Below are 24,081 nucleotides of genomic sequence, written 5' to 3' on the forward strand. Positions count from 1 at the left end.
TGCCTTTTTCTTTTCATTATTTGTTTTCGCGAATCAGCTTCATGCCTTTCGTCCACCGGGTTAACTCCCGGAGGAGTACTTCGGCCGACTTGGTGGTAGATTCTGGTGGGACAAATGTTGAGTCTTCGGTGATATATTGGGTGAAGAAGGGAATGCTGACCAGTTCCATCAACGGCACCATGCGGAGTGCCGGCAGGTCTGCCTTCAGCCCGTTGATCGCCCGGGTACCACCCGACAGACCACCATAACTCACCAAGCCAGCCGGTTTATAGGCCCACTCGTGTGACAGGTACTCCAACGCATTGCGCAGTGCGGCGGGGTAGTTGTAATTATACTCCGCCGTCACGAAGATGAAAGCGTCAGCGGGATCGATCAGGGCGCTCCACTGTTTGGTATGGTCATGTTGATATTGGCGCAGCACCGGATGGGCGGGCTCGTTCATCAACGGCAGGTTGATGTCGGCCAGGTCCAGCACTTCCACCTGGAAGTGGCCATGCGCACGTGCCAGGTCAGCGATCCAGGAAGTGATGATTGGCCCTTTACGACCGGGACGCACCGTAGAATTAATGATCTTTAAACTGTACATAAAAATTAGAGAAGACGATTGAAGAAAGAAGGTAAAGAGGGCCGACTATGCCTGCTTTCTGGAGATAAGATAGTCGACTGAATATCTGCCGCTACCGGTCACAGCCAGTACGACATAGAACAGAAGATAGACCATCGACAATTCTTTTACATTGATCGGGTCGGCAGCGTGCACGATAAAAAATGCCACCAACATCACCACGATCAGCGGGATTGCCGCCAGGCGTGTAGCAAAACCAATCAGCAGGAGCGTTGAGCAGAGCACTTCGGCGAAGACTGTCAATGCCAACGAGAGGGTAACTCCAAGGCCGATAGGATCGACATACTGAATAGGTCCGTCTGAAAAAAATTGCCCGAGCTTAGGAATACCATGCGTAAACATCAGAAGCGCCAAGCCAATGCGTGCTATGAGTAATGCAGCATCCAGGTAGGATGCGTTGATAGTTGTCTTAAATACTGCTTTCATAAATGGATAGGATTTAGCAGGAGCGTGGGTAAGATGTTAAGCCGGCTTAGCGACTTGAATGTTCGCGACGAATTTAATGTCTTCACCCAGTGCGAGGCCGCCGGTTTCTGTCAGCGCGCTATAGGTCAATCCGAATTCCTTGCGGTTTACAACACCCTTCACTTCAAAGCCGTGACGAATGTTGCCCCAGGGATCTTTCGCGGTGCCACCATATTCAGCATCCAGCGTGATGGGTTTGGTGATGCCTTTCATCGTCAGGTCGCCGGTCAGCGCATATTGGTCGTCGCTTACTTTTTTGAAGCCGGTCGACCGGAAGCTGATCGTGGGATAGGTGGCGGTATCGAAAAATTCCGGTGAGCGCAGGTGCTCATCGCGCTGTGCCTGGTGGGTCGAAATGCTGTCCGTATCCAGTGAGAATTCAATGGCGGCGTTTTCAAAATCATCGCCCTGCGTGGTGGCGGATCCCTGGAATTTGGTGAACGATCCGCTTACGGTAGAGATGACAAGGTGTTTTACCTTGAATTGCACTTCAGAGTGCATGGGGTCAATAGACCAGGTAGTTGCTGACATGTTAGAAAATGTTTAATGTTTTGATTATCTGACGCTTAGTGCTTTTTGATCTTCTTGATTAGCAGCTTTCTAGCGTTTCTATAACATTAAAACAAAATATAACAGTGTTAGTTCATGTTATTGATGGAATATTTACAAAGATTTGATAAAGCCGGCAACAGCATCTTTTAAGATAAGCTGACCTAATGGATCAGCGTCACGCTTAATCATCTGAATGGACACTAAACCGTGTAAAATGGACCAATAGGTGTGGAATTTCAAGAATGCATCGGCATTGGGGTAAGGACCGCTGGCCACGGCCTTGCCAATACTGTCAATCATAATAGCCGTCAATTGTTGTAATTCTGGCGAATTTCGAACGGCTTCGCACGCAGGAATGCCCAAACCAAACATAAGCTGATAGTATTCTTTCTGCTCGAACGCGAAGTCCCAGTAAGTCTGGGCCATGGCTTCCAATTGTTGGCGCGGCTCCGGTTGGGTTGTTTTGGTGTCATTCAGGCGGTCAGCCAACATCGTAAAACCCTGACAGGTGAATTCTGCTAAAATGGCCTCTTTGTTGGCAAAATGCGCGTAAATAACGGGTATGCTATATTCAATGGCATCGGCAATTCTGCGAATGGAAAGCGCCTGCCAGCCTTCTTCGCGGGCAATTTTCCAGGCGGCCTCCAGAATCAAGCCACGCACTTCTTCTTTTTGTCGTTGACGGCGCTCAATAATGCCCATAATGCTATTTAATAATACTAACGGTGTTAGCGTCGTGATTGTTCGTTTCAGCTTATTTATTGTTCCGGAGGCTGCCGGGCGTTACGCCATACTTCTTTTTGAACGATCGGGTAAAATGCTGGGCGTGCTCATAGCCGCAGTAGCTGGCAATTTCGTGGATGGGTTTTCCGGCATTATTCAGCAGCAGCCGGCGTGCTTCTTCCATTCGCAGGTCGTGCAGGTAGCCGAACACGGTATTACCGAATGTTTCTTTAAAGCCCTTCTTCAATTTGAAATCGTTCAGTCCTACCGCGCGGGCCAATGCCTGTAAAGTATGTGGCGTGTCGCGATGTTGTTCGAGCAGGTACCGGGCGTGGTGCAGCTTGTCGATGTCACACGGCTTGAGGCATGGCATGTCGCGGACGACATCCTCCTGCGTGAATTGTTCGATCTGCAACAATAGCAGCTCCAGCACTTTTGCTTCCAGGTATAGCCGTTTAAAGACACCGGTGCGTTCGCACGTCATGATCTCGTGAATCACGCGCGTCATGGCCGGTGTGATCAGGTGGTTCTGGCGACTCATCGTCACGATGTGCCCTCGGTCCATCTGCTCCATAAATTTCTCCAGCAGGGTAAAGGGCGCATGGGCCAGGCGTTTGAAGTACGCTTCGGTAAAATGTACCTCGAATACTTCGTGGAGGACGTCTTCTCTACCCGTTTTCAGGTAGCCTTCAAACCCCGGCATATAAAAAAGGTTATGCTGCTGCGGCTGAAAAACAAAATCGTGGATATTGTTGACCCTTGCTGAATGCGCGGTCCCACCCAGGCCGAAGTGCATTTCGATCACCGGTGTGTCGCTTTCAAAGTGTAGGGACGTATTGCCCTTCACACGCGACTTTCCGAAATTGAGGTGCACGCCTTCAAACCAGATTTCACGTATGGATGCGCTCCCAAGTCCGGCATGATCAAAATCGAGGGAATGATCTTCAATGCCGTCTGCGGTGTGAAAGTTGTCGGCAAAGGTCCGCTCAAACACGGGCTCCCAATTACTGGTATCGGTCAATCGCATCCGCATAAATAATCCCTTTAAGGTCAGTAAAAATCCGTCTGGGGTAAGAAGCGCCAGCCTCTAAAGACGAATCTTTGCCAAAGCTAATCATTATTCTTTATGCCGGGAGTTTCGAAGTGGTTGGGAGATACGATGAATGACCTGCTCAGCAGGTCTCTATATCGCGCAGACAGCAAGTATCATTTTTTCTTTGGTGATGAAACTTCGCTGCGGTTGTTCAGCAGCCTCACGCGCAAGATTCACGCGAACAGTCAGGAGTATTTTGGTGTATTGGAATTGCGCGAGGCATGCACGGAGTTGCCCGAGCAAGCTGGTTTGATGCTCGATGTCGTACCACGATCGAATATACCTGCCGCCCACGCCATTCACTATGTTGAAACGCTACACGAACGTGTGTGGCACGTGTGGCATACCGCAGCCTTTTACCTGGCGGGCAATACGCATTCCATTAAAGCTTTCCGCAAAGCCCTTTTGGACATGGGCGTCGACGCCAAAAATATTATCGTTCAACCTTATTGGGCAGAAGGAAAGGAAGGCTTGTAAGCACGTGCTGTTTCAGCAACGCCTTCTTCATAGGACGTGGGCGCTACACCAAAGGCTTTTTCAAATTTGCTGCTGTCGAACAAATAGTCTGCATTGTTCTGATACAGCATTTCAACAACCTCGCGAATGTTGCCGTCCATCAGGCCACCCAGGCGCACCATCCATTTTTTCAGCACGAGGTAATCCGGCTTTACACCATACGCCTTTGCTGTTAAGGCAATGAATTCTTTTCCCGTCAACGCGTTTCGGTCTGTCGGCGCGTGCCACACCTGGTTGTATGCGTGCGGCGTATTTCCCAGCAGGGCCATGGCGTTGCCGGCATCGGGGGTATAGGTAAAAGAGTGGCGTACATCGTCGCGCATCAGCCACTGCGCGCTTTTCTTTTTAGCGTAGTTTTCAAACAACATCATGGTTAAAAAACTAAGCGGAGTGGCCGGGCCATAAAAGTCGGCACCACGTACGATCATGGCCTGAACGTTGCCCTTGCGTACTTCCTCCAGCAAGTGTTCTTCTATTTTCGCGCGCACTTCACCTTTCTTGCTGACCGGATTGAAGGGAGTCTCTTCGGTCATCCAGCCTTGTACGTTGCCATAGGGATATACATTGCTAAAAAACACCAGTTTGGCGCCGTGACGTTTACAGGCGTCGATAACATTGGTCATTAATGCGGGCCATTGCTCGCGCCAGACTTTGATGTTGTAAGGCAGTCCTGCCGTAAGATAAACAATGTCCGAACCGGCCACGGCCTGATCCGTTTGCACGGCGTCTAACAGGTCGGCGGCGATGACTTCGGTCGCCGATGACACCCGTTGCGGATGGCGGCTTACCAGTCTGATGTTATCGGTGTAGGCGGGAAGGGCTTTCACCAGGTTGTTTGCAATGGCGCCGTTAGCGCCCAAAATCGTTTGCATGTTCGAGGCTTTCTATCAGGGACGTGCCGGCAAAGAAAATTATTGCAAAAAATTAAAAACCCTTGTGATCAGAGAGTTAAGGTTGTGCAACGACCATTCCGACGTTCACGTCGCCGCTGGCTTTACACTTCCGGCCCAATGCCTTATACTTGCGGTCCCTCTGGCTGAACCCCCACCGTTTTGGCGGTGAAACGGCCGGCATCTTAACACCTTGCGCAACATCCTATGATGCTTTTTCCGGACGAGAAGAAAGAAAAGAAAAGTGCTGAGCGCCCCAGACTACCGGCAGGCACGGTAGTCGATTATGAAATAGGTTTTTTATTTAACCTGGTATCCGGCAAGTCTACGCGCTTCGACCTGGAACCGATGCTGATCTATCGCAAAAACGGAATTCCCGAATACCGCCGTATTTCCATCAACACCGAACGCGGACTGGCGCTGTTGCAACCGCTGAGCGATGAGTTTTACAAAGATGTGCTGCAGTTTTCCGACAACCAATTACTGGACTGGATGACGCGCACGGGCAATCGGTTTATTCGCAATCATTCCGGCACGTGGGCTCACGTGTCTATTAAAGAGCTTGCCAACCTGCGCAAGCACTACGTAGAGTTGCTGCAAAAACTGTGGCCCGCGTTGCGTGCGTGGCCGCAACTATATATGCTCCGGTCATACGGACGCTTTAACCACAACAACGTTAAGCCGGTACAGCTGGCGGAGGCTCCTGCGAAGATAATGATCGCTGCCGACAGCAAAGGCAACGACATTGTGTTGCGCCTGAAACTTTTTCTCGATGGCGAAGAGTCCGAGCTAAAAATAGCGGGCGGCTGTTTGCTAGAAAAGGACGGCACGTTTTACCTGCCGCCGGACGCCGCAACGCTGGCCATCATCGACCAGTTTAAGAGTGGCCCGCTGGTATTCCCTAAGGAAGAGAAGCGAGACATCACACGTCGTTACCTGGTACCGTGGATGGAGAAATACGAAGTCACCATCAGCGACAAGCTCAATATCGACATCGTTCAGCCAGAGCCGCAGCCAAGCGTGTTGCTCAGCGAGCTGAATGAAAGCAACCTCATGCTGCGTCCACAGTTTGCGTATAACGAGGAGGTGATAGATTACAGTGATGCACAAAGTCACGTAACCGAGATCAACGGCGAAGTCAAGATCATTCAACGCGACACCCCGCGCGAAAAGAAACTATACGAATACCTGCGCTCACTGCACAGCGCATTTTCCAACCAGCGCAACAACCAGTATTATTATCTGCCTTTTGCCGACGTGATGAAGAACGGCTGGTTCATCACCATGATGCGCAAGGTGCAACAGGAAGGGTACGCCGTGCATGGCCTGCACGAGCTGAAAAAGTTTCGGTATAATACCAATCACGCGCAATTCATTATCCATGCCAGTACGGGGACCGATTGGTTTGACCTGAAAGTTACCATACGCTGGGGCGAGCTGGAGGTGACGCTTAAAGAGATTCGTCGAGCCATTCTCAACCGGCAGGATACGATCATGCTCGAAGACGGCACCCTGGGTCATATACCAGACGAATGGGTGAGTCAATACAGCTTGCTGTTGCGTACAGGCAGCGAAGACAATGGCACGCTACGCGTCAGCAAAATGCACTATACGCTGCTGGAAGATATCCTCGACAAGATCGATGGCGCCACCGTGCAACAGGACATTGAAGCCCGGAAACGTAAGTTGCTGGCATATGACGAGATTGAAAAGGTGCCCCTCTCGTCGCAGATCCAGGCCACGCTGCGTCCGTACCAGCAATCGGGATTCCACTGGCTGCAAGCACTGGACGAACTGGGCTGGGGTGGATGTTTGGCCGACGATATGGGTCTGGGAAAAACCTTACAGACAATATCCTTCCTGCAATTTGTAAAAGAGAAATACGTGGGTTGTACACAATTGGTGGTATGCCCCACGTCACTGATCTTTAACTGGGAGAATGAAATACGCAAGTTCTGCCCATCGCTGAAGTTTTATACCTACTACGGACTACAACGCGACTTTAAAGAAGAGCATTTCAAAGAATACGACGTCGTGCTCGCCACCTACGGTGTGGTGCGCAATGACCTGGAGCGCCTCACCGACTTCCTTTTTCAATATGTCATCCTCGACGAAAGCCAGGCCATCAAAAACCCGGATGCACGCGTAACGCGTGCCGTCGCGCAGTTGAATGCCGTGAATCGCGTCATCCTCAGTGGTACGCCGATTCAGAACAATACGTCCGATCTGTACGCGCAGTTCAACTTCCTGAACCCAGGTCTGTTGGGCTCACGCGAATACTTTAACCGGGAGTTTGCAAACCCCATCGACAAGCAAGGCAACAAAGAGAAAACGCAACACCTCAAACGCCTTATTCATCCTTTTACGCTACGTCGTACCAAAGAGCAGGTGGCGAAAGACCTGCCCGATAAAACCATTTCTGTGTTGTGGTGCGTCATGGAAGCGGAGCAGCGAAAACTTTACAACGCTTACCGCGATAACTACCGCAACCTGCTGTTGAAAAAGATAGACGAAGAGGGACTCGAGAAATCGGGTATATATGTGTTAGAAGGTCTGCTTCGCCTTCGACAGATCTGCGACCACCCGTCATTGATCAAGAACGCAGGCGACGACCTGAAAGCGTCTGTAAAAGTAGAAGAGTTAGTGCGCGAGGTACAGGAGAATGCGGGCATTCGCAAGCTGCTGGTGTTCTCACAATTCACAGAAATGCTGAACGTCATTAGTGAGGCGTTCGACGAGGCGGAGATCAGCCACTGCCGTCTCGACGGTAGCACGTCCCTGCCGAAACGCAAGGCGGAAGTAGAGCGCTTTACAGAAGACGAAAGTATAAAAGCGTTCCTGATCTCGCTCAAGGCTGGTGGCACAGGATTGAACCTGACGGTCGCCGACTATGTATACCTGGTCGACCCATGGTGGAACCCGGCCGCCGAACAGCAGGCTATCGACCGGGCACACCGGATCGGTCAGACGCGCAAGGTGTTCGCCTATAAAATGATCTGTAAAGACACGGTAGAAGAAAAGATACTTCAGTTACAGGAGCGCAAAAAGATGCTTGCCGACGAGCTCATTCACGAAGACGCCGGCTTTGTCAAGAACCTGTCGCGCGACGATGTTGAATTCCTCTTTGGCTAAGCCTTAGGATTGCCGGGATTATTTGGCCGGCGCCTGGTTTTGATTTTTGGCAAACACGCGGATGTTGCCGGCCAGCGAGCGGTGATACTTTCTTTCCTGCGGACTCATTTGCAGGAGCTCCGTCATAAGCTCCCGCACGAGCTCTTGCAGCTTTTCACGCTGCCCGGTCTCGCGCAGAAATTGACAGTATGCCAGGCGGTGGTCGTAGTTGGTGAACGTTTTGTTGAGATCTTCAAATATTGCCGCAGCAGTATCCGACTGGCCGGCATAATGATGCGACCAGGCATAGGCAATACGCGCCTGCGAATTCCGGAAGTCCTTTTCCGATTCCACCAGGCGGCCGACGGCCAGCACCTCGTCGAACGCTTTGTTAAAGAAGTAAGCCTCCATCAACTTCATGCGTAGCGTAGGGTCGTCTGCCATAAAGGCGCCGCTCAGACAGTCGTTGTACAACGCAATAGCCTCTGGCAACCGCCCGACAGAAACATAGGCGTCGGCCAGCAGGGTTTTATTGGCAACGTTGTCGACAAATTTTACTTGTTTTTCCAGTTGCTCGATGCGGTAATTGCTGTTTACCGCTTCGTTCAGTCCTTGCTTGAGGGTCTGTAAGTTATTCCGGTTATAGAAATTGTGCGCGAGGTAAAAAGCACAACCAATGCCAGGAACTAAAACAATGAGCCAATACCAATACTGGTCCGCACGGCTACGGTAGGCGTGATACAGGCAAATGGCCTGAAAAATGAGTAACGGTGTATAGAGTCCAACCATACCGCAATATGGTATAAATTTGCGAGATTTTTTACAGGAGCTTTGACTTCAACTCTTCTACGATGCCCATCAGCAACTCATCGAGTTGAACAATACTTTTTTGATGTTTTGGAGGATCGTTTTCCAGGCTGCCTTTTTCCAGCTCTTGCAAAATTGTTACAGCGTCGGGAATGTGCAGAAAACTAACGGGTGATTTTAGACTGTGTGCCTTATGACGGAGCGACGCCAGATCGTTTACAAGGGCGTAATCTTTAATTTCTTGTAAATGCTGCGGTATGCTTTTCAGGAATTTGCCCAACAGTTCCTGATACACTGCCTGATCCCCGTCGCTCAGGCGGATCAGTTGATCCAGGCTATACCGCGCACACTCCGCCGCAGGCGTTGTTACCGGCGATGTGGCAACCGTATCGCACCGCAGTTGTAACAGCCGTAATATCTTACGCAGCAACACCATCTCTTCAAAGGGCTTGGCCACGAAGTCGTTCATGCCGGCTTCTAAACATGCGTCCTCCTCCTCCTTGAGGGCGTTGGCGGTGAGCGCGATAATGGGCAGATTGTTGTGCAGCGCGTTCCGGATATAGCGTGTGGCTGTCAGCCCGTCCATCTCCGGCATTTGCATATCCATTAATACAATATCGTACGGATAATTTTTGATCTTCTGAATGGCCGCCTTCCCATTGTGGGCGACATCCACCGTAGCTTTCCAGCCCTCCAGGCACATCTTGGCCAAAAACGTATTGATCTCGACATCATCTACCACGAGTATGCGCAGACCGTCCAATACTTCGTGTGTGGGGATATCGTCGTCGTGCCGGATAATGTCGCTTTCGGAGCCTACTTGTAGTGGTAGCACTACGATAAAAGTGGTACCCTTACCGTGCACGCTCTTCACATCAATGGTGCCATGAAACTGGCTGATCAATTGACTGCAAATGGCGAGCCCTAAACCTGTACCGCCGTATTTACGAGTAACGGTGTTGTTCTCTTGCTCGAAGGAGTTAAAGATGCGTGAGGTATCGCTCATGCCGATGCCCGTGTCGGCCACGGTGAACTGTACAACTTCTATATCTTCATTTTTCTCCAGGAGCGAGCACGTAACCGATACATAACCTTTATCGGTAAACTTGGTAGCGTTGCTCACCAGGTTGTTTAAGATCTGCCCGATGCGCACCGGGTCGGATAGGTGTATCGGACTGACGCGTGGGTCGATACTATACTTGAGGGCTATATTTTTTTCTTCCGCCTTTTGTTGAAAGCCCGCGATGGTCATCGGTAACACTTGCCTCAGCTTCATGCCGATCTTTTCAAAGCGCAGTTTTCCGGATTCGATCTTCGAGACGTCGAGTATATCGTTGATAATGACGAGCAGGTTCTGCCCGGAAGAGACAATGGTTTGCAGGTAGTCGCGCTGGGTGTTGTCGAGCGAGGTCTTCATAAGCAACTTGCTCAACCCGAGTATCGCATTCATGGGTGTGCGTATCTCGTGGCTCATATTTGCCATAAACGTTTGCTTGGCGCGCAAGGCGTGCTCGGCTTTCTTTTTGTCGGTAATATCGCGAGACACGCCAAATGTGCCCATGATTTCCTGCCGCTCGTTTAGCAGGGGCCACTTGGAGCTTGTGATCCACCGGCTCGAGCCGTCCTCAAAGGTTTCGCGCTCTTCAATATTAATAAGCGGAATACCTGTGGCAATGATCCGCTGTTCATCAAAATAGGCCTGGTGGCTATGCTCCGCCGAAAAGAAATCAAAATCTGTCTTGCCCCACAGCTCCTCTTCATTCGTAGCACCCAACCAGGTGGCCTGCTTTTGACTACACCGTAAAAACCGGCTATTCCGATCTTTGAAGTAAATCTGATCCGGTGTCGTCTTCAGCAGGACGTCAAAAAGCATATTTCCCGAAAAATACGCTTCATTAATGTCCGCCGTGTCCATGTAGTCTGGGTAAGTACGTAAGGGTGCGGCAATTTTATCGCCAATGCTCAAGATAAGGTTTTTTCACCCTCTTTACGCATCAGAATTCCCAAAAATGGAATTCTGCATAGAATAGCATAATCGGTCTACACCTGTAGAAACCTACTTGGATAACTAAAATACAAATTTTATTCGTTCTTTTTACACCTAACAATCAGAGCGCATTCTCGTCGGTGTTCACCATAAACATTGCGGTAGGCACAAAACGTTTGAACAGGGAATCTTTCAACGCCTCGTCTATGGGCAATGTGCCGATTGCCTTGGCCATACACGAGAGCCAGGCCACGGCATCGTCTTCGGTAATGACATGGGGCATGTGGCGGGCTCGCAGCTGTGGGTGCCCGTGCTTTTCACTATATAGCGATGGGCCGCCCAAAAACTGCGTAAGGAACAACCGCTGCTTTTCTTTAATCTCTTCTTTATCGCTCTTAAACAAATGTGCGATCTGCTCGTGTTCAAATACCAGGTCGTAGAACCGGTCTACCAGTATGCGTATATTCTCCTCGCCCAGCAGTTCGAAATAAGTCGTTTGCATGCGGCAATATTGGAAGATTAAACATCGAAAAACAAGACATTTGTCATCTCTACCCGAGGCGGCACAGGTCGCTGAAATTATTGTTTACGATTTTTAATCAGTTGCCGCTCGAAGGTCTATAGGATGGATATCATAGCCCCGCCCGTACAATGTCTTTTGACAGATGTGCAGTTCGCAAATATCCGTGCGCGTTGCCGCGAAACAGTAGTTGTTTTTAGTATCTTGCCTGGCGTTCGAAAATCAGACACGTTCGCCATGCAATTTATGAACCGATACAAATTGTTTTTAGTAGCCGTTGTCAGCATGCTGATAAGCGCTTGCAGCGGACAGCGTGAGCGGGCGTTATCGCCCGCCGATTTTGACGAGGCCATTCGCGACGATGCGGGGGCTGTGGTGCTGGATGTCCGTACGCCCCGCGAGTATGCGGAGGGCTTTATTGCCCGGGCACAGAATCTGGATTTCAACAACAGCAATTTTACCGCAGCGGTAGAAGAGCTGGATAAAAACAAAACGTATTATGTATACTGCCTCGTAGGCGCCCGCAGCGCCGACGCAGCCACCTATATGCGCAGCCACGGCTTTAAATCAGTATACGAATTGAAGGGCGGCATTACCGCCTGGCAGCGGAGTGATTTGCCACTGGTGCAGGCCGGACAAGCCAACTTGCGCACGGATGCTATATCGATGGAGGCGTATCGCGCCATCATTGCATCGGACACCGCTGTACTCATCGACTTCTATGCGCCGTGGTGTGGCCCTTGCAAAAGGCTGGAGCCCATTCTGCAGGAGTTTGGCCGAGAGCACACCGGCCGTCTGAAAATCGTCCGATTGAACATCGACGAGAGCAAACAACTCGCCGGCGAGTTAGGAATAACGCAAATTCCGTTGCTAAAGCTCTTCAAAAGCGGTGAGGAGAAATGGTCTTACCTGGGGTTGCTGGATAAGGCAACGTTAGAAGCCGGCGCCGTACAGCATCTATAAGTGAATTACTATGGCCGAGTTAAAGACAAAGAAAACTGAAAAGTCGGTAGAGGAGTTTCTGGATGGCGTGCCCGCGGAAGATGTGCGCGACGATTGTTTTGCACTTGTAAAACTGATGACGAAGGTGACCGGCGAAGCACCGCGCATGTGGGGACCAAGCATCATAGGCTTCGGTCAATACCACTATCGCTATGACAGCGGCCACGAAGGCGACATGTGCCTGGCCGGCTTTTCGCCACGCAAGCAAAACATCACGCTATACGTTACGCCCGGCACCAGCACGGTCATGGAAAAACTGGGTAAACACAAAGCAGGCAAAGGTTGTATCTATATCAAACGCCTGCAGGACATCGACGCAAAGGTGCTCACAACCCTCATCGAGCAGTCGGTGAAGAACATCAAAAAACAATATCCGAGATAAAAAAAAGAGACCGGCGCCGCCGATCTCTTTTTTAAGAAGGCGTCAGGGGCGAGCCTTCAGACTCCCTGGTGCTCTGGTTACGACTCCGTAGCGACCTTACCAGACTCGGTCTTTGTATTCTTCGTTGCCAGTGTCGATACAAACTGCCAGTCGGCTTTGCATTGTTGTTGGAGAATGTAGGCATCACATACGAAGCTTCTGCGACTAAGCTTTGTAAAAAGCTTTTCCTTTTTCATAGTAGAATTTATACGGTAAAGTAGGCTTTATAAATTCATCCCGACGGCCGCACGCTGTAATGGTTTATTAAATCTTCTCCCCGAAAGTAACGCGCCGGGAATTGTGCAAATACGGTATGGGCTTACACAGGGTGTGGAATTTTTCATCACCGGGCAGGCCGCTAACCCTCATTTTTGCCCTGTTTACGCGGTTTTTTGAAAATGGCATTATTGTTCTAGGGTGGGTAAATACGGCAACGGACTAAGCCAACGCCGCGAATGATATGAAGAGACAGCTTGTACTTTCCATTAGCCTGTTGCTCGCAGCAGCAGCCACTCAGGCACAGACCCTGACCCCGAACGACCAGCCCACCCAACAATATCAGTATCAGACCAGCGCCACGCCCGTAGACTTGCAATACATGTCTTCGTCTGCGGAAGGTGACTACCGTATACGACAACTTGCTGCGCAAACGTATACCACAGCACAACCCGACAGCACCAAGCGACTCGCGGAACGCGAGATCCCCAATAGACTGCGCAAGGTGCTGCGCAAAGACGATCAATATGCGGGTTGGAACGACGCCGGTGTGTACCGCGACAGTCAAACCAATCTTTATGTGATCAGCATCGAAAACGAAAATCGCTCGATTACGTATAACCTGAATGAAGAAGGCAAAGCCGTGTTGGTCACGCAGTCTTACCGCTAACCCCGACTTCAACGACCGCCCTAACCGGCGACTATTCATATATATAAATAGGGAAAGGCCGTCCAGCAGGACGGCCTTTCTGGTTTAGCGAGTGCCTGCTTTGCCGTATCAGCAGGCATGTTGTACTTTTACGCGCTGCCGGGTACGGTGCCCGGCATAAAGTTTACGGATGAACGATAACCAACTTGCGCTCCGCACGGTCAACGTCTCCCGGTATGTCACGCCGCTGCGCGAGGGCGGATCGATGCCAGGCCTGGTCGAGGCGGATGATCAGTTTCTATATGTGTTGAAATTTCGCGGCGCCGGTCAGGGCACCAAGGCCCTCATTGCCGAGCTCATCGGTGGTGAAATCGCCCGCCTGCTGGGATTCCGCGTGCCTGAGATCGTCTTTGCCAACCTCGACATTGCGTTTGGCCGTATTGAAGGCGATGAAGAAATACAGGACTTGCTAAAAGCCAGCACCGGTCTCAACCTGGCGATTCATTACCTGTCGGGATCGATCACGTTTGATCCACTGGCTACTCCCGTTGATGCACGGCTAGCCTCACAGATCGTGTGGCTGGACTGCTTGTTAATGAACGTCGACCGTACCGCGCGTAACACCAACATGCTTTGGTGGCACAAAGAGCTCTGGCTGATCGACCATGGTGCCGCGCTATACTTCCACCATTCGTGGAACGACTGGCAAGAACCGCGTCGCCCGTTCACGCGGGTCAAAGACCACGTATTGCTACCGCAGGCAACGCTTCTGGAAACCGTCGATGCCGAGTTCCGGCAGAAGCTCACTTCCGAATACATCCTGGCGATCGTGCAGTGTATACCCGACGAGTGGCTGACCGACGATACCGTTTTTAACACGCCCGAAGAGCAGCGCCAGGCATATGCTCAATTCCTGGAAACGCGGCTGGCCCATTCATCATTCTTTGTAACAGAAGCTCAGCATGCAAGAGAATCGCTTATTTGAGTACGCCGTCATTCGCGTGGTACCCCGCGTGGAACGTGAGGAGTTCCTCAACGTTGGCGTGATCTTGTGGTGCTCCGCCGAAAAATTCTTACAGGTGCGCATTTCGCTGGATGAAACTCGCCTGAAGCTGTTATGCGCCAAGCTTGATATGGATGAGCTGCGTGCCTACGTGCGTTCCTTTGAGCGCATCTGCCAGGGGGGCCCCGGCGCCGGTCCTATTGGCAAGCTTCCACCGGTGGAGCGTTTCCGTTGGCTCACCGCCACGCGCAGCACGATAGTGCAATGCTCGCGCGTCCATCCCGGCCTATCGCCGGATGCATGCCAGATGCTGGACCGGTTATATGCCCAACTGGTACTGCCGGAGCATTAGCCGTTTATCAATTCTTGTAATGTTTGGGCATTGAAGGCAGCATACCCCGCCTGGTCGTTATCGAAGTAGATATAGCTGTCAATACCCTTGTCACGCCAGGCGAGAAGTCGCTTGGCCCATTTTTTCAGCATCGTGCGGCGATAGCTTCCCTGATATTTTGCGCCCGGACCGTGCAGCCGGATGTAGACAAAGTCGGCTGTCACCTCCAGCGGCGACAAATGGCCCGCTAATTCATACATGCAAAAGGCACAGTCGTGCGCCCGCAGGGCCTCATATACTTCGGGGGTATACCATGACATATTCCGGAATTCAAATGCTACACGCAACGTAGGTGGGAGTTGCTTCAAAAACGTTTGTAGCCGCTCGAGGTTTAGTTTCCATCCCGGAGGAAGCTGAAATAGCACGGGACCAAGTTTACGTCCAAGTCCGCGGGCGTTGTGTAGGAAAGCGCGCAACGGTTCACGGGCATCCGAGAGTTTTTTCATATGGGATATATACCGGCTGCCTTTCACAGAGAAGATAAAATTCTCCGGCGTTGCCTCTTTCCACTTCCGAAAAGTGGTGCGATCCGGCAGATGATAGAAAGAATTGTTAAGTTCTACCGTGTCGAAATAGTCCTGGTAATATGCGAACTGCTTGTCTGCCTTAATATCCTCCGGATAGAAAGTTCCCGCCCAGTGTTTATAGCTCCAGCCCGATGTGCCGATATAGATCTTACCTTTTCGCATTAGTGAAATACGGTTTGCTCATCAATCGCTCGCTCCAAAACCTTGCCGGTACACCCGTGTTGATAAAAATACACGCTAAAGCTCTTCGTAGCACCGTTACAGGAGCATTAGTCTTTCAACACACCAGCAGCGATCAGCGACCCAAAGAAAACAAACAGTAGGCCTGTTCCCAGATAGATGTAGGCCCAGAGCTGCATAGACAAGAAGAAAAAGGAATTGTCTTCTCCCATGGCTTCCCGCCGGCCGTTGACAATGAGGTAACTATCACGCGTCAGGTGGGTCCAAACACCTGCCCCTATAAATGCTAGGCCATAAATAACACTATTGTAAGTCACCGGCACTTCTATACCTGCGTATGAACTCAAGAGTGCAGTAATGCAAACAACGGCCAGTATGCTGGCCACCAGGTATACCGGAACAAGAATGCCTTTGTTTTTAAAAAAGAATATCATGGGGCATCAAATTTAATGGGATAACTCCAGTACTTCCGTCATTTCTTCCTTGTTCAAGCCTACCGGATTATTTTTATTATCAGTACTCGAAACAATTCTTTCCGTATCGGCAGCGGTCAGGCCGTATTGACCGAGTGTCGGTATGTGCATATCGACTGCCCAAATCCCGATGGTCTCCAGGAGATGGTCTGCATAATATGCGTCAGGCTGGTTTGCAATGGAAGTAAAAAGCTTGCCGACTGTGGTATATCGAGTCAGGGCTTCTTTATTTCCCGTCGTCCGCAGTTTGCGTACGGTCACCTGGTTGGTGACTCGCATTAACGCGCTGCAAATCACTCCGTGCGGAATAGGGAAGTATCCACCAATAGATGAGGCAAATCCATGTACCACACCCAGGCCGGCGTTTGCTAAGGTTACGCCTGAAAGATATGCCGCCAGCGCCATGTCTGCCCGGGCCTCGGGATCTTCGCCTTGCTGGTAGGCTCGGCGCAATGACCGGGCGACCAGTCGCAACCCTTCCAACGCCCATGCATCCGTCAGCGGGTTGGCTGCTGTGGACAGGTAGGATTCCAGTAGTTGGGTAAAAGCATCCATACCACTGGCGGCGGTCGTTGCCGGCGGACAGGTGATGGTTAAAAGCGGGTCGATAATCGCTACATCAGGCACAAAGTTGTTGTGGCGGAGCGACCGTTTATAGCCGTGCTCACCTACCTCTGACAATACAGCATTCTTGGTTGCCTCGCTGCCCGTACCCGCCGTGGTCGGTATCGCTACAAAGGGAATCTTCGATCCTGGATGATTGCGTGTACCTACGCCTTCCAGGTAATCTTTTACCGGCTCATTCAACGGGAGCATCGCAGCAATAGCCTTGCCCGCATCCAACACGCTGCCACCACCAATAGCGATGACTGCACGTATACCTTCACCGGCATACCGGCGCACTGCATCGTCGATCATCGTGGGCGTAGGCTCACCGTCAATGCGGTAATGCAGAATCTCACGTCCCGGCGCATCCAGCTGTTGCCGGATTGACGCACCCCAGGGCGAGCGTTCAAACGCCTGCGCACCCGTCACCAATAACACCTTATTACCATATGCCTGGGCGATATCCGATAGCATCGAGATTTTTCCTGCACCAAAGTGCAACTGTGGCGTGGCAGCAAAACTAAAGGCCTTCATAAAACGGCGATTATTTTGCAGCGGGGAAAAGCATCACATGCCTGATACCTTCCCGGGGCTTAGCCATCCAGGGTGCAACGGTATCACGCCACGTCAGGTAGTGGGAAGTCTCCTTGTGCGCAGCGACAGCTTGCTCGTTGGCATAGGCTTCGTAAAATACGAACTTATTTTTATCCTGTGCGTCTTGTAAGATGTCAAATCGAAAGTTGCCCGGTTCTTGAATGGACTGCTCATGGTTGAGGCGGGAAGCTTCAATAAAGTCGGCCACAAACTCGGGCTTTACGTGGACGTGTACGATGGTTGTTATCATGATAATGAAAAATAGGAATTATGTTCGGAGGAGGCTGATCTCGCCGGTCTTATTGTTAAAGACCATCTGCTGTACGGTGATCTGCATAGCAACATCTTCATCCTGGAGAATGTTCAAGCAGGCTTCGTTGTTCTGTGGAATGGCCTCCCGTAAAAGCGTCAGCGCACGATCGTACCGGCTGCAGGATGTCGCCTGCAGGATATTGCCGCCAGTACCATTCTGTAGCTTTTTATAGTCATTGGTTACGGCGATAAACTGCTCGCCTGTCTCACGTACGGCTGCCCGTCGCGGTGTGCGTTCGATGACGATATGTTCCTGCGCACCAATGCCCGACAGCAAAATCAGGCAGTCGCTGACAATCGGTGTTTGCTCCAGCATGGTGCGGGCGTCGGCGTACGAGTCTGCGGAGGTCAGCACGTCGCGCAACAGGAACGAGATCGGAAAGGCAACTTCCGGCGGGTCCTGACTCAGTACAGCATTGAGCGTAAGCGAAAACTTGCCAGGCTTCGTGCCTGACAGTGCACCGATAAATCCAGGCCAGCCAACCGTTTTAAATAGGGTCTCTCCATCGTGACGAAAATCAAAGATCATTGAGTGGCGACTCAACACGTTATTCTCCGTATGCCAATCCAGGTTTCGGCAGTGAAAGGTGGTCTCACCGGTATTCACGGCAAAGGCTGTGCATCCAAAGTACAATTTCAGAATATCGTAATACAGATTGGCCAGTAAAACCTGGTCTTCGCTAAAGCGGGAGAAAGATGCAACGCAGGCAATCTCCTCCAGGTAGTGTGCCGGAAGAATGTTCTTTTTATATTCGATCATCCCGGCCAGCAACATGGACTCCGCACCTTCAAAATCACGGAGGTAGCAGCTCAGCAGCTCGTCCATGTCTGTAATATACCCGGACAAAAACTGCCAGCGTTCGTGGGGTGTCAGATCCAGATCAATGATGTGCTCGCGGATGGGTGTCGTTTCAACGGGTGCCATAAGGCAAAGATAAACGTTCATCCCGTCTTTTTGTTCCCGCTTTTTTTCCTGAACGCGGCCGGTGTGATTTTAAATTCCTTTTTGTATAGGCGTATAAAGGAGCTTTCATTGTCAAACCCACTGCGCACGGCCACGTCGGCAATGGGATGCGCTGTACTGCGCAGCAGTTGAGAAGCCTTTTTCAGACGCATGTGCGTCAGGTATTGTATGGGAGTGACCTCATAAACGCTTTTAAAACACCGCAGATAGTGATAGGAAGAGAGGTTGGCGCTGTCCGACAGTTGTGCCAGGGTGATCTTGTCGTCCAGGTGTTTTTTCATAAAGGCCACCGAACGCCTCAGCTTGGCGGCCAGGTCTTTTTTGGTGGTCTCCAGGGACGCCTCTACCTGGTTGGGTGCCTGGTACCGGGGCAACTCGAACCACGGTTGCGTTGGGCGATTGGCCGGATAGCCGTGCTTCTCGCGAAACGCTTTACGTTCCGCGGTAAAGTCCCACCAGTTACGGTGTACAGTGGGATGTTGAGCATAGTGCACAATCAATCGGAATTGATCCTCCTGACAGGGATCGGCCCATGCCCCCAGGTGTCGCTCAAACTGGTCGGTAAGCTTGGCTCCGTCTTTTCCCTTTATATCGCGCAGCGAATAATATCCCATGGCAATCATATCGTGTGCAAAGCGAATACCGATCGACGGCAAACTCTGAAATTCGGACAGCGCATATAGCTCCATTGCCCGAATCTTCGATACACCCAGCAACGTCTGCAACTCCGCCACAGAATGATGATGCATTTCCTTCACCTTGATACCGTGTGCCCGCAATTTCTTTTTCTCCAGCGGACTAATATCTAATACGTTGGTGGCATCACTCATCTTCCGCGAAAGTTATCATATAGTGGTTGTTGTCCTGGACCGAAAATTCCGTGGCGCCATAAAACGTTTTTTCCAGTGGCGTCAGCACCGTAACGGTATCTTTGATCTGCTCATAAAATACCCGGATATTTTTCATCTTGACATATAGCAATAACGATCCACCATTCTCCCGGCGTACAATGGGATGTTGCCCTTCAATACTACGAAAAGTCTGAAACATAAACGTAGCCGTCCCACACGTCATCATCACAAAGGTCAGCCCACCGTCGTCGTCAGGCACCGTAACGGCCACAGCGAACCCCAGCTTTTTATAAAACGCCACCGTGGCGTTGATGTCATAAACAAAAATATTCGGTGATACAGACTCCATCATACTGTTAAAGGTTAATAAGACGTTCATCGCATGCGTACACAAAAGTACCACGCTCTGCCACGCGCCAATGTGCCAAAATTGCTAAAGTACAAGGCCTGACTCGAACTGTTGGCGAGGCCTGGGATCAGCCGCCACGTGCACAAATTAGAAAATGAACGACAATGACGCTCCGCGCACTGCCGTTCATTTTTGTTAAGAGATAGTTACCGCTCCGGCTCGGGTTCCCGCTTAATCCGCCGTATATAAAGATATCCTGCAACCAACACAACGGCAGCCCCCACCCAATTCCATGGAAACGGATTCCTCCGATCCAGCTCCGCCTCCTGATACGCCAGCACCCGCTCCATCTGCTTCTCCGACGAGCTATACTGCGTGTCATGATCACGAATCAACGGAATGCTATCCGCCCGCGGAAAGAATCGCCTTAATTCGGCGGCGGTCGGCACTAAAATATTAGCCTTCTTCATTGCCTCCGCAAGGGCGTGCTGCTTCGCCCGCATACCGTAGCGATCACTCGTATCATACTGCATACCTATATAATAGAACTTATACGCCTCCAGCATGGAATACTCAATCGCAATCGCGTCACCTAACTCGTTCAGAATATTCGCAAGAATCGGATCTGGCGCCGGGGTAAAAGGAAGACGTTCGTGCAATTGATACGTGGCATCCCACAACTTTTTCATATTCACTATAAATCGCTGTGAGGTGTCGGGCGATGCTTCGGTAATGCCGAGGTCAAGCACACGGTGCTGTTCCAGCCAGTCCGGGTCATTGCGTACGTGTAATTTCGCCTCCAGAACCTGCAGGTGAAACCACTCACTGCCATGGTGCCCCTCTGGAAAACGTTTGTTGGTAGCGCGCAATATGCGCAAGGCCGAGTCCGGCATATTGTTTAGCTCGTATACTGTGCCAAGGTTTGACAGGATGTTATACTCATGCGGATAATGTTTCACAAGACTCTGTAGAATGGCGAGCGACTCCCGGTAGCGTCCCGGCCGAGTCAGGTGGAAGGCTATATCCGAACGCGTTTTATAGTCGTCGGCGGGCACTGCGGATAGATCGTGTGAAGCAACAAAGTTTTCAGAAAAGACCCGGTTGAACGACCGGAAATAGGGTGGCTCGGCAAATGGATATGTCTGGGCAATATCGGTTCCGGCGAGGTCCCTCCCCGAAAGATTTACGGCACCATATTCATTCATGCATGCCTGCGCTCCTTGCCAGGAGATCAGCAGGAAAAGAACAGTGAGCTGTTTGCACATAGTTGTTAGGTTTAGGTGATCGTCCGCACCGGCTCTGACGGTCGGGCAACGCTTTTGGCTGGCGACCCTACCAGTGTCGACGGCATAATGTCCGCTAAGGCGCGAAAGTCACGGCTATAATAAAGATAATTATGGCAGACTATAAAAAGAAGCCCCGGCGGCTGCCGGCTATAGATGGGCTAAAAGTAGGCCCAGATAAAGTATTTTTGAATTAAAAAACGAAGAGGGCGCTTAGTATTTACGCACATAGAAGGTAATGTCCTTCAACATAATCTTCGTAAAGGCGAACGACAGCCCTTTGGCCACAAACGAACGACCCGGTTCCGGCAGGAAAAAAGATGCCGTATTGGGCACATTCAAACCCCAGGAGCCCGAAGGCTCCAGATCGCCCGGCAGGACCAGCGCTACGTGACCGACCGCCGAAGCGTTTTGATATATAGCCACCACAGCTTTGTTTTCATTCGCGGCCTGCTGCGCTTGCGTCAGTGTCTCTTGCAGGTAAGCAGGACCGAGTGCCGTCCAGCTACCGTTTTTTTTCAGGAAGCCCGCGATCTCACTCACTGTCATATAACGACCGGCCTTTTGCGAGAAAAAGTCGTTTACTTTATATACCGTATTTAACGTCTCTCCTTGCAGCTTGGTACAGTTGGTAGGCGTGCCGGTGTTATTTGGAGCACAGCCCTTAAACTCTTCCAACGAAGTATTCAACTCCTTTTTCCAGTTGGGATTCAGGCTTTGTGCTGACAGCGCAGAGAGCAGGGTGAGCAATAAGGCAAGGGTTGCAAACGTTTTCATACAGAGGATTTTGTACGTGTTTAAACCTCAAAGATATTGAGCGTTTGGGCTGCCTCCGTTTCCATGTAGGGTTATTGAACGAATCGCAACAAATCGGAACGAAAGTTGCGCTGCAATCCACTTAGGCCCACAGCGCAACAGTTGTGCGTGTACGGTTCACACTAGCTTCGTGCCCCGTGTTCCTTAGCCTCAGCGGCAAAGTCTTTTTTGGGAACGTTCACCTGGCGTGTTACCAGGGCGCTACGGCCACCCGCCAGATGTCGGTCATGATCCTGGCATCGGACTCTTCAGAATATTGGCGTACGACAAGTATTGCGTATGGAATGCGTTTGTCGAAACCTTTCGGCGGGCATAAATGCCGTCAGGCCAGCCGAGGAACGGCAACGTATAAAGCAGGTGGGAAGGTATTGGGGCAACTGGGCATGGCGTACATTAGTCGACAAACTGGCAAGCCTCGTCTAACAGTTCTTTCACAAACTTGATCTCGGCCAGCAATTGCTCTACCGATTTGGAAGGTTCTTCTTTGGCAAGCTCGTTGGCAGTCTCGCGCACCATGGCCAACTGGTATTTCAGCGCTTCGGTGTAGATCACTGTTCCCATTATCGTGATGTTTTAGAGATATGAATTTAAGGTTAAACTGCTTCTTCTACGCAAGAACCTCAATCTATTTTTAACCTCATTTTTCAGGTATATACTATCGGTCTTTCTACTTACACCGATTAGTTTTTAGAGATTTTTCGGCGTTTTTGAAGAGTATCATCATTTTATCCTTAAAAGTTAAACACATCCGCACGTACATTCTTGCACATAAAAGGTGTGAGGATTGGGGAAATATTAGCAACGTAAACATCCCCAACTTTCGGCTGTTAGCGCGATCGGATACCCCCACCGTCGCCATCGTTCTCGAATCCATGGCCGTCACTGCCTCCTCCTGAAGTCATCTATAGCGTTTATCCTTTCTTGACAGCAATTAAGAGCCCCGAAGCCCAGGCCTGCTTTGTTACCACAAAATCTTTTCGCTCCTCCAATTCCGCCACAAGCCGTATAGCCTTCTGATCATGCCCTTCTGGCCAATTCGCCTGCGGCAGCATATCATCAATAATATAGAGCCCACCCGGTTTCACCATGGCCAGCACTTCCTCCAATAACAAATACTTCCCATGCCAGGTATCGGCAAACACATAATCATATCGCTCCTTCAAATGACTCTTCACCCATTGCTCCCCGTCCGTGGTGACAAGTTTTACGCGCGAATCGCTTCCCAGGAACCGATCGGCAATTGCCAAAAAATCCCCATCGTGATCAATCGACACCAGTGTCGAATCAGCATCCATGCCGTCCAGTATCCAGGAGGTTGAAAGACCCGTGCCAGTACCCAGCTCCAGAAACTTGCCGCCTGGCTTCGATGCCGCCAGCGTGCGCAGCAGCGAGCAGGTAAGTATATCCGAAGCCATGGTAAACCCGGACGCCTTTGTGGCCTCATCGATGGCAGCGTAAGCTGCCGGCAAAGACTGTTGTATTGTTTCGTTCATAGATAGAAGATGTGATATATACACGCTGCGCTTCGCGTGTGCTAACGATCGCTTGCTTTTCACAGTAGAGAAGCACATACCAAACATACAATTTTCTGCGATATCACATACAACGAATGCTATAGTTACACGTATAATATATATCTTGATAACGATCATGTGTTTGTAAACAAGGTTCCATGACACAACAACTCACTATACGCACCGCAACACCCGCCGACCTCCCGACGCTCCGGGCCTTCGAGCAGGGCGTGATCCTTGCTGAGCGGCCCTTTGATCCCACGCTCGGTCCCGACCCCTTACGCTATTATGACCTGGAAGGAATGATCACGGCGACACACATCGAATTAATCGTAGCGCTGTTGGGTGATGAGATCGTCGGCAGCGGCTACGCTCGCATCGAACGCGGAAGACCCTATCTAAACCACCAGTACCACGCCTACATCGGATTCATGTACGTCGTCCCCCAGCATCGAGGCAAGGGCATCGCCAACGCCGTGCTCGAAGCGTTGCAACGATGGTCCGTCAAACAAGGAATCACGGAAATGCAATTGGATGTGTATTATGAAAATACACCAGCTATAAAGGCCTATGAAAAGGCCGGCTTCATCAAACACCTCATCACCATGCGCAAGCCGACGGCGGACGACTAGCCCTGAAAC

Annotated in this window: 29 protein-coding genes; 8 read left to right on the top strand and 21 right to left on the bottom strand. The window is 50.8% G+C overall.

Annotated features, from left to right (window positions below; all coding sequences use genetic code 11):
• Nucleotides 1-16: 16 nt before the first annotated feature.
• The 5 genes from K7P01_RS13470 to K7P01_RS13490 form a co-directional block, all read right to left on the bottom strand.
• Nucleotides 17-586, bottom strand: coding sequence for an NADPH-dependent FMN reductase (locus tag K7P01_RS13470; protein ID WP_267293779.1), 570 nt, complete (start codon nt 584-586; stop codon nt 17-19).
• Nucleotides 587-631: 45 nt separating this feature from the next.
• The gene (locus K7P01_RS13475) at nt 632-1,051 is read right to left on the bottom strand and encodes a DoxX family protein (protein WP_267293781.1); all 420 of its coding nucleotides are present in this window, start codon (nt 1,049-1,051) and stop codon (nt 632-634) included.
• A gap of 36 nt (nt 1,052-1,087) precedes the next feature.
• The gene (locus K7P01_RS13480) at nt 1,088-1,621 is read right to left on the bottom strand and encodes a YceI family protein (RefSeq protein ID WP_267293783.1); all 534 of its coding nucleotides are present in this window, start codon (nt 1,619-1,621) and stop codon (nt 1,088-1,090) included.
• Between the two features lie 132 nt (nt 1,622-1,753).
• Nucleotides 1,754-2,344, bottom strand: a complete 591-nt coding sequence (locus K7P01_RS13485; RefSeq protein WP_267293785.1) for a TetR/AcrR family transcriptional regulator — start codon at nt 2,342-2,344, stop codon at nt 1,754-1,756.
• Nucleotides 2,345-2,396: 52 nt separating this feature from the next.
• Nucleotides 2,397-3,398, bottom strand: coding sequence for a helix-turn-helix transcriptional regulator (locus K7P01_RS13490; protein ID WP_267293787.1), 1,002 nt, complete (start codon nt 3,396-3,398; stop codon nt 2,397-2,399).
• 93 nt (nt 3,399-3,491) lie between these two features.
• Between K7P01_RS13490 and K7P01_RS13495 the strand changes: the two genes are divergently transcribed.
• Nucleotides 3,492-3,935, top strand: coding sequence for an SIP domain-containing protein (locus K7P01_RS13495; RefSeq protein ID WP_267293789.1), 444 nt, complete (start codon nt 3,492-3,494; stop codon nt 3,933-3,935).
• Here K7P01_RS13495 and K7P01_RS13500 read toward each other — a convergent pair.
• Nucleotides 3,905-4,846 carry an NAD-dependent epimerase/dehydratase family protein gene (locus tag K7P01_RS13500; protein WP_267293790.1) on the bottom strand — a complete coding sequence of 314 codons (942 nt, stop codon included), beginning with the start codon at nt 4,844-4,846 and terminating at the stop codon, nt 3,905-3,907. The two genes, K7P01_RS13495 and K7P01_RS13500, sit on opposite strands and share 31 nt — an antisense overlap.
• Before the next feature lie 225 nt (nt 4,847-5,071).
• Here K7P01_RS13500 and K7P01_RS13505 point away from each other — a divergent pair, with 225 nt between their 5' ends.
• A complete protein-coding gene (locus K7P01_RS13505) occupies nt 5,072-7,996 on the top strand; it encodes a DEAD/DEAH box helicase (RefSeq protein ID WP_267293792.1) in 2,925 nt (974 codons plus the stop codon).
• A gap of 18 nt (nt 7,997-8,014) precedes the next feature.
• On the opposite strand, the gene K7P01_RS13510 is transcribed toward K7P01_RS13505, so the two are convergent.
• The 3 genes from K7P01_RS13510 to K7P01_RS13520 all read right to left on the bottom strand — a co-directional run bounded on the left by K7P01_RS13510 (nt 8,015) and on the right by K7P01_RS13520 (nt 11,271).
• Nucleotides 8,015-8,764: a hypothetical protein gene (locus K7P01_RS13510; RefSeq protein WP_267293794.1), complete on the bottom strand. Its 750-nt coding sequence runs from the start codon at nt 8,762-8,764 to the stop codon at nt 8,015-8,017.
• Nucleotides 8,765-8,795: 31 nt separating this feature from the next.
• Nucleotides 8,796-10,697: a response regulator gene (locus K7P01_RS13515; RefSeq protein WP_267293796.1), complete on the bottom strand. Its 1,902-nt coding sequence runs from the start codon at nt 10,695-10,697 to the stop codon at nt 8,796-8,798.
• Nucleotides 10,698-10,890: 193 nt separating this feature from the next.
• Entirely contained in the window at nt 10,891-11,271 is a 381-nt protein-coding gene (locus K7P01_RS13520; RefSeq protein WP_267293798.1) for a globin domain-containing protein, read from the bottom strand.
• 264 nt (nt 11,272-11,535) lie between these two features.
• Here K7P01_RS13520 and K7P01_RS13525 point away from each other — a divergent pair, with 264 nt between their 5' ends.
• Nucleotides 11,536-12,252 (top strand): thioredoxin domain-containing protein, encoded by a 717-nt coding sequence (locus K7P01_RS13525; RefSeq protein ID WP_267293800.1) that lies wholly within the window; start codon nt 11,536-11,538, stop codon nt 12,250-12,252.
• Nucleotides 12,253-12,262: 10 nt separating this feature from the next.
• Nucleotides 12,263-12,673, top strand: a complete 411-nt coding sequence (locus K7P01_RS13530; protein WP_267293802.1) for a DUF1801 domain-containing protein — start codon at nt 12,263-12,265, stop codon at nt 12,671-12,673.
• A 77-nt stretch (nt 12,674-12,750) separates the two neighbouring features.
• Here K7P01_RS13530 and K7P01_RS13535 read toward each other — a convergent pair whose 3' ends face one another.
• A complete protein-coding gene (locus K7P01_RS13535) occupies nt 12,751-12,909 on the bottom strand; it encodes a hypothetical protein (RefSeq protein WP_267293804.1) in 159 nt (52 codons plus the stop codon).
• 263 nt (nt 12,910-13,172) lie between these two features.
• On the opposite strand from K7P01_RS13535, the gene K7P01_RS13540 reads away from it, so the two are divergent.
• The 3 genes from K7P01_RS13540 to K7P01_RS13550 all read left to right on the top strand — a co-directional run bounded on the left by K7P01_RS13540 (nt 13,173) and on the right by K7P01_RS13550 (nt 14,932).
• The gene (locus tag K7P01_RS13540; protein WP_267293806.1) at nt 13,173-13,598 is read left to right on the top strand and encodes a hypothetical protein; all 426 of its coding nucleotides are present in this window, start codon (nt 13,173-13,175) and stop codon (nt 13,596-13,598) included.
• A 169-nt stretch (nt 13,599-13,767) separates the two neighbouring features.
• Nucleotides 13,768-14,562 carry a HipA family kinase gene (locus tag K7P01_RS13545; protein WP_267293808.1) on the top strand — a complete coding sequence of 265 codons (795 nt, stop codon included), beginning with the start codon at nt 13,768-13,770 and terminating at the stop codon, nt 14,560-14,562.
• Nucleotides 14,540-14,932, top strand: coding sequence for a DUF3037 domain-containing protein (locus tag K7P01_RS13550; protein WP_267293810.1), 393 nt, complete (start codon nt 14,540-14,542; stop codon nt 14,930-14,932). The genes K7P01_RS13545 and K7P01_RS13550 overlap by 23 nt, the downstream gene beginning before the upstream one ends.
• On the opposite strand, the gene K7P01_RS13555 is transcribed toward K7P01_RS13550, so the two are convergent.
• The 11 genes from K7P01_RS13555 to K7P01_RS13605 form a co-directional block, all read right to left on the bottom strand.
• Nucleotides 14,929-15,660, bottom strand: a complete 732-nt coding sequence (locus tag K7P01_RS13555) for a DUF72 domain-containing protein (protein WP_267293812.1) — start codon at nt 15,658-15,660, stop codon at nt 14,929-14,931. The genes K7P01_RS13550 and K7P01_RS13555 overlap by 4 nt on opposite strands.
• 107 nt (nt 15,661-15,767) lie before the next feature.
• Nucleotides 15,768-16,112: a hypothetical protein gene (locus K7P01_RS13560; protein WP_267293814.1), complete on the bottom strand. Its 345-nt coding sequence runs from the start codon at nt 16,110-16,112 to the stop codon at nt 15,768-15,770.
• A gap of 12 nt (nt 16,113-16,124) precedes the next feature.
• The gene (locus K7P01_RS13565; RefSeq protein WP_267293816.1) at nt 16,125-17,291 is read right to left on the bottom strand and encodes an iron-containing alcohol dehydrogenase; all 1,167 of its coding nucleotides are present in this window, start codon (nt 17,289-17,291) and stop codon (nt 16,125-16,127) included.
• A gap of 10 nt (nt 17,292-17,301) precedes the next feature.
• Nucleotides 17,302-17,601 (bottom strand): antibiotic biosynthesis monooxygenase, encoded by a 300-nt coding sequence (locus K7P01_RS13570; protein WP_267293817.1) that lies wholly within the window; start codon nt 17,599-17,601, stop codon nt 17,302-17,304.
• An 18-nt stretch (nt 17,602-17,619) separates the two neighbouring features.
• Nucleotides 17,620-18,588: a C45 family autoproteolytic acyltransferase/hydolase gene (locus K7P01_RS13575; protein WP_267293819.1), complete on the bottom strand. Its 969-nt coding sequence runs from the start codon at nt 18,586-18,588 to the stop codon at nt 17,620-17,622.
• 17 nt (nt 18,589-18,605) lie between these two features.
• On the bottom strand, nt 18,606-19,457 hold the full coding sequence (locus K7P01_RS13580) for a helix-hairpin-helix domain-containing protein (protein WP_267293821.1): 852 nt from the start codon (nt 19,455-19,457) through the stop codon (nt 18,606-18,608).
• On the bottom strand, nt 19,450-19,830 hold the full coding sequence (locus K7P01_RS13585) for a VOC family protein (RefSeq protein ID WP_267293823.1): 381 nt from the start codon (nt 19,828-19,830) through the stop codon (nt 19,450-19,452). The genes K7P01_RS13580 and K7P01_RS13585 overlap by 8 nt, the downstream gene beginning before the upstream one ends.
• A 203-nt stretch (nt 19,831-20,033) precedes the next feature.
• Nucleotides 20,034-21,092: a tetratricopeptide repeat protein gene (locus tag K7P01_RS13590; protein ID WP_267293825.1), complete on the bottom strand. Its 1,059-nt coding sequence runs from the start codon at nt 21,090-21,092 to the stop codon at nt 20,034-20,036.
• A gap of 231 nt (nt 21,093-21,323) precedes the next feature.
• Entirely contained in the window at nt 21,324-21,887 is a 564-nt protein-coding gene (locus K7P01_RS13595; RefSeq protein WP_267293827.1) for a hypothetical protein, read from the bottom strand.
• A gap of 432 nt (nt 21,888-22,319) precedes the next feature.
• A complete protein-coding gene (locus tag K7P01_RS13600; RefSeq protein WP_267293829.1) occupies nt 22,320-22,487 on the bottom strand; it encodes a hypothetical protein in 168 nt (55 codons plus the stop codon).
• 350 nt (nt 22,488-22,837) lie between these two features.
• Nucleotides 22,838-23,419: an O-methyltransferase gene (locus K7P01_RS13605; RefSeq protein ID WP_267293831.1), complete on the bottom strand. Its 582-nt coding sequence runs from the start codon at nt 23,417-23,419 to the stop codon at nt 22,838-22,840.
• Nucleotides 23,420-23,598: 179 nt separating this feature from the next.
• On the opposite strand from K7P01_RS13605, the gene K7P01_RS13610 reads away from it, so the two are divergent.
• A complete protein-coding gene (locus tag K7P01_RS13610; protein WP_267293833.1) occupies nt 23,599-24,072 on the top strand; it encodes a GNAT family N-acetyltransferase in 474 nt (157 codons plus the stop codon).
• The last annotated feature ends 9 nt before the right edge of the window (nt 24,073-24,081 follow it).

The organism is Parachryseolinea silvisoli (assembly GCF_021190955.1).
GTDB classification, from domain to species: domain Bacteria; phylum Bacteroidota; class Bacteroidia; order Cytophagales; family Cyclobacteriaceae; genus Ohtaekwangia; species Ohtaekwangia silvisoli.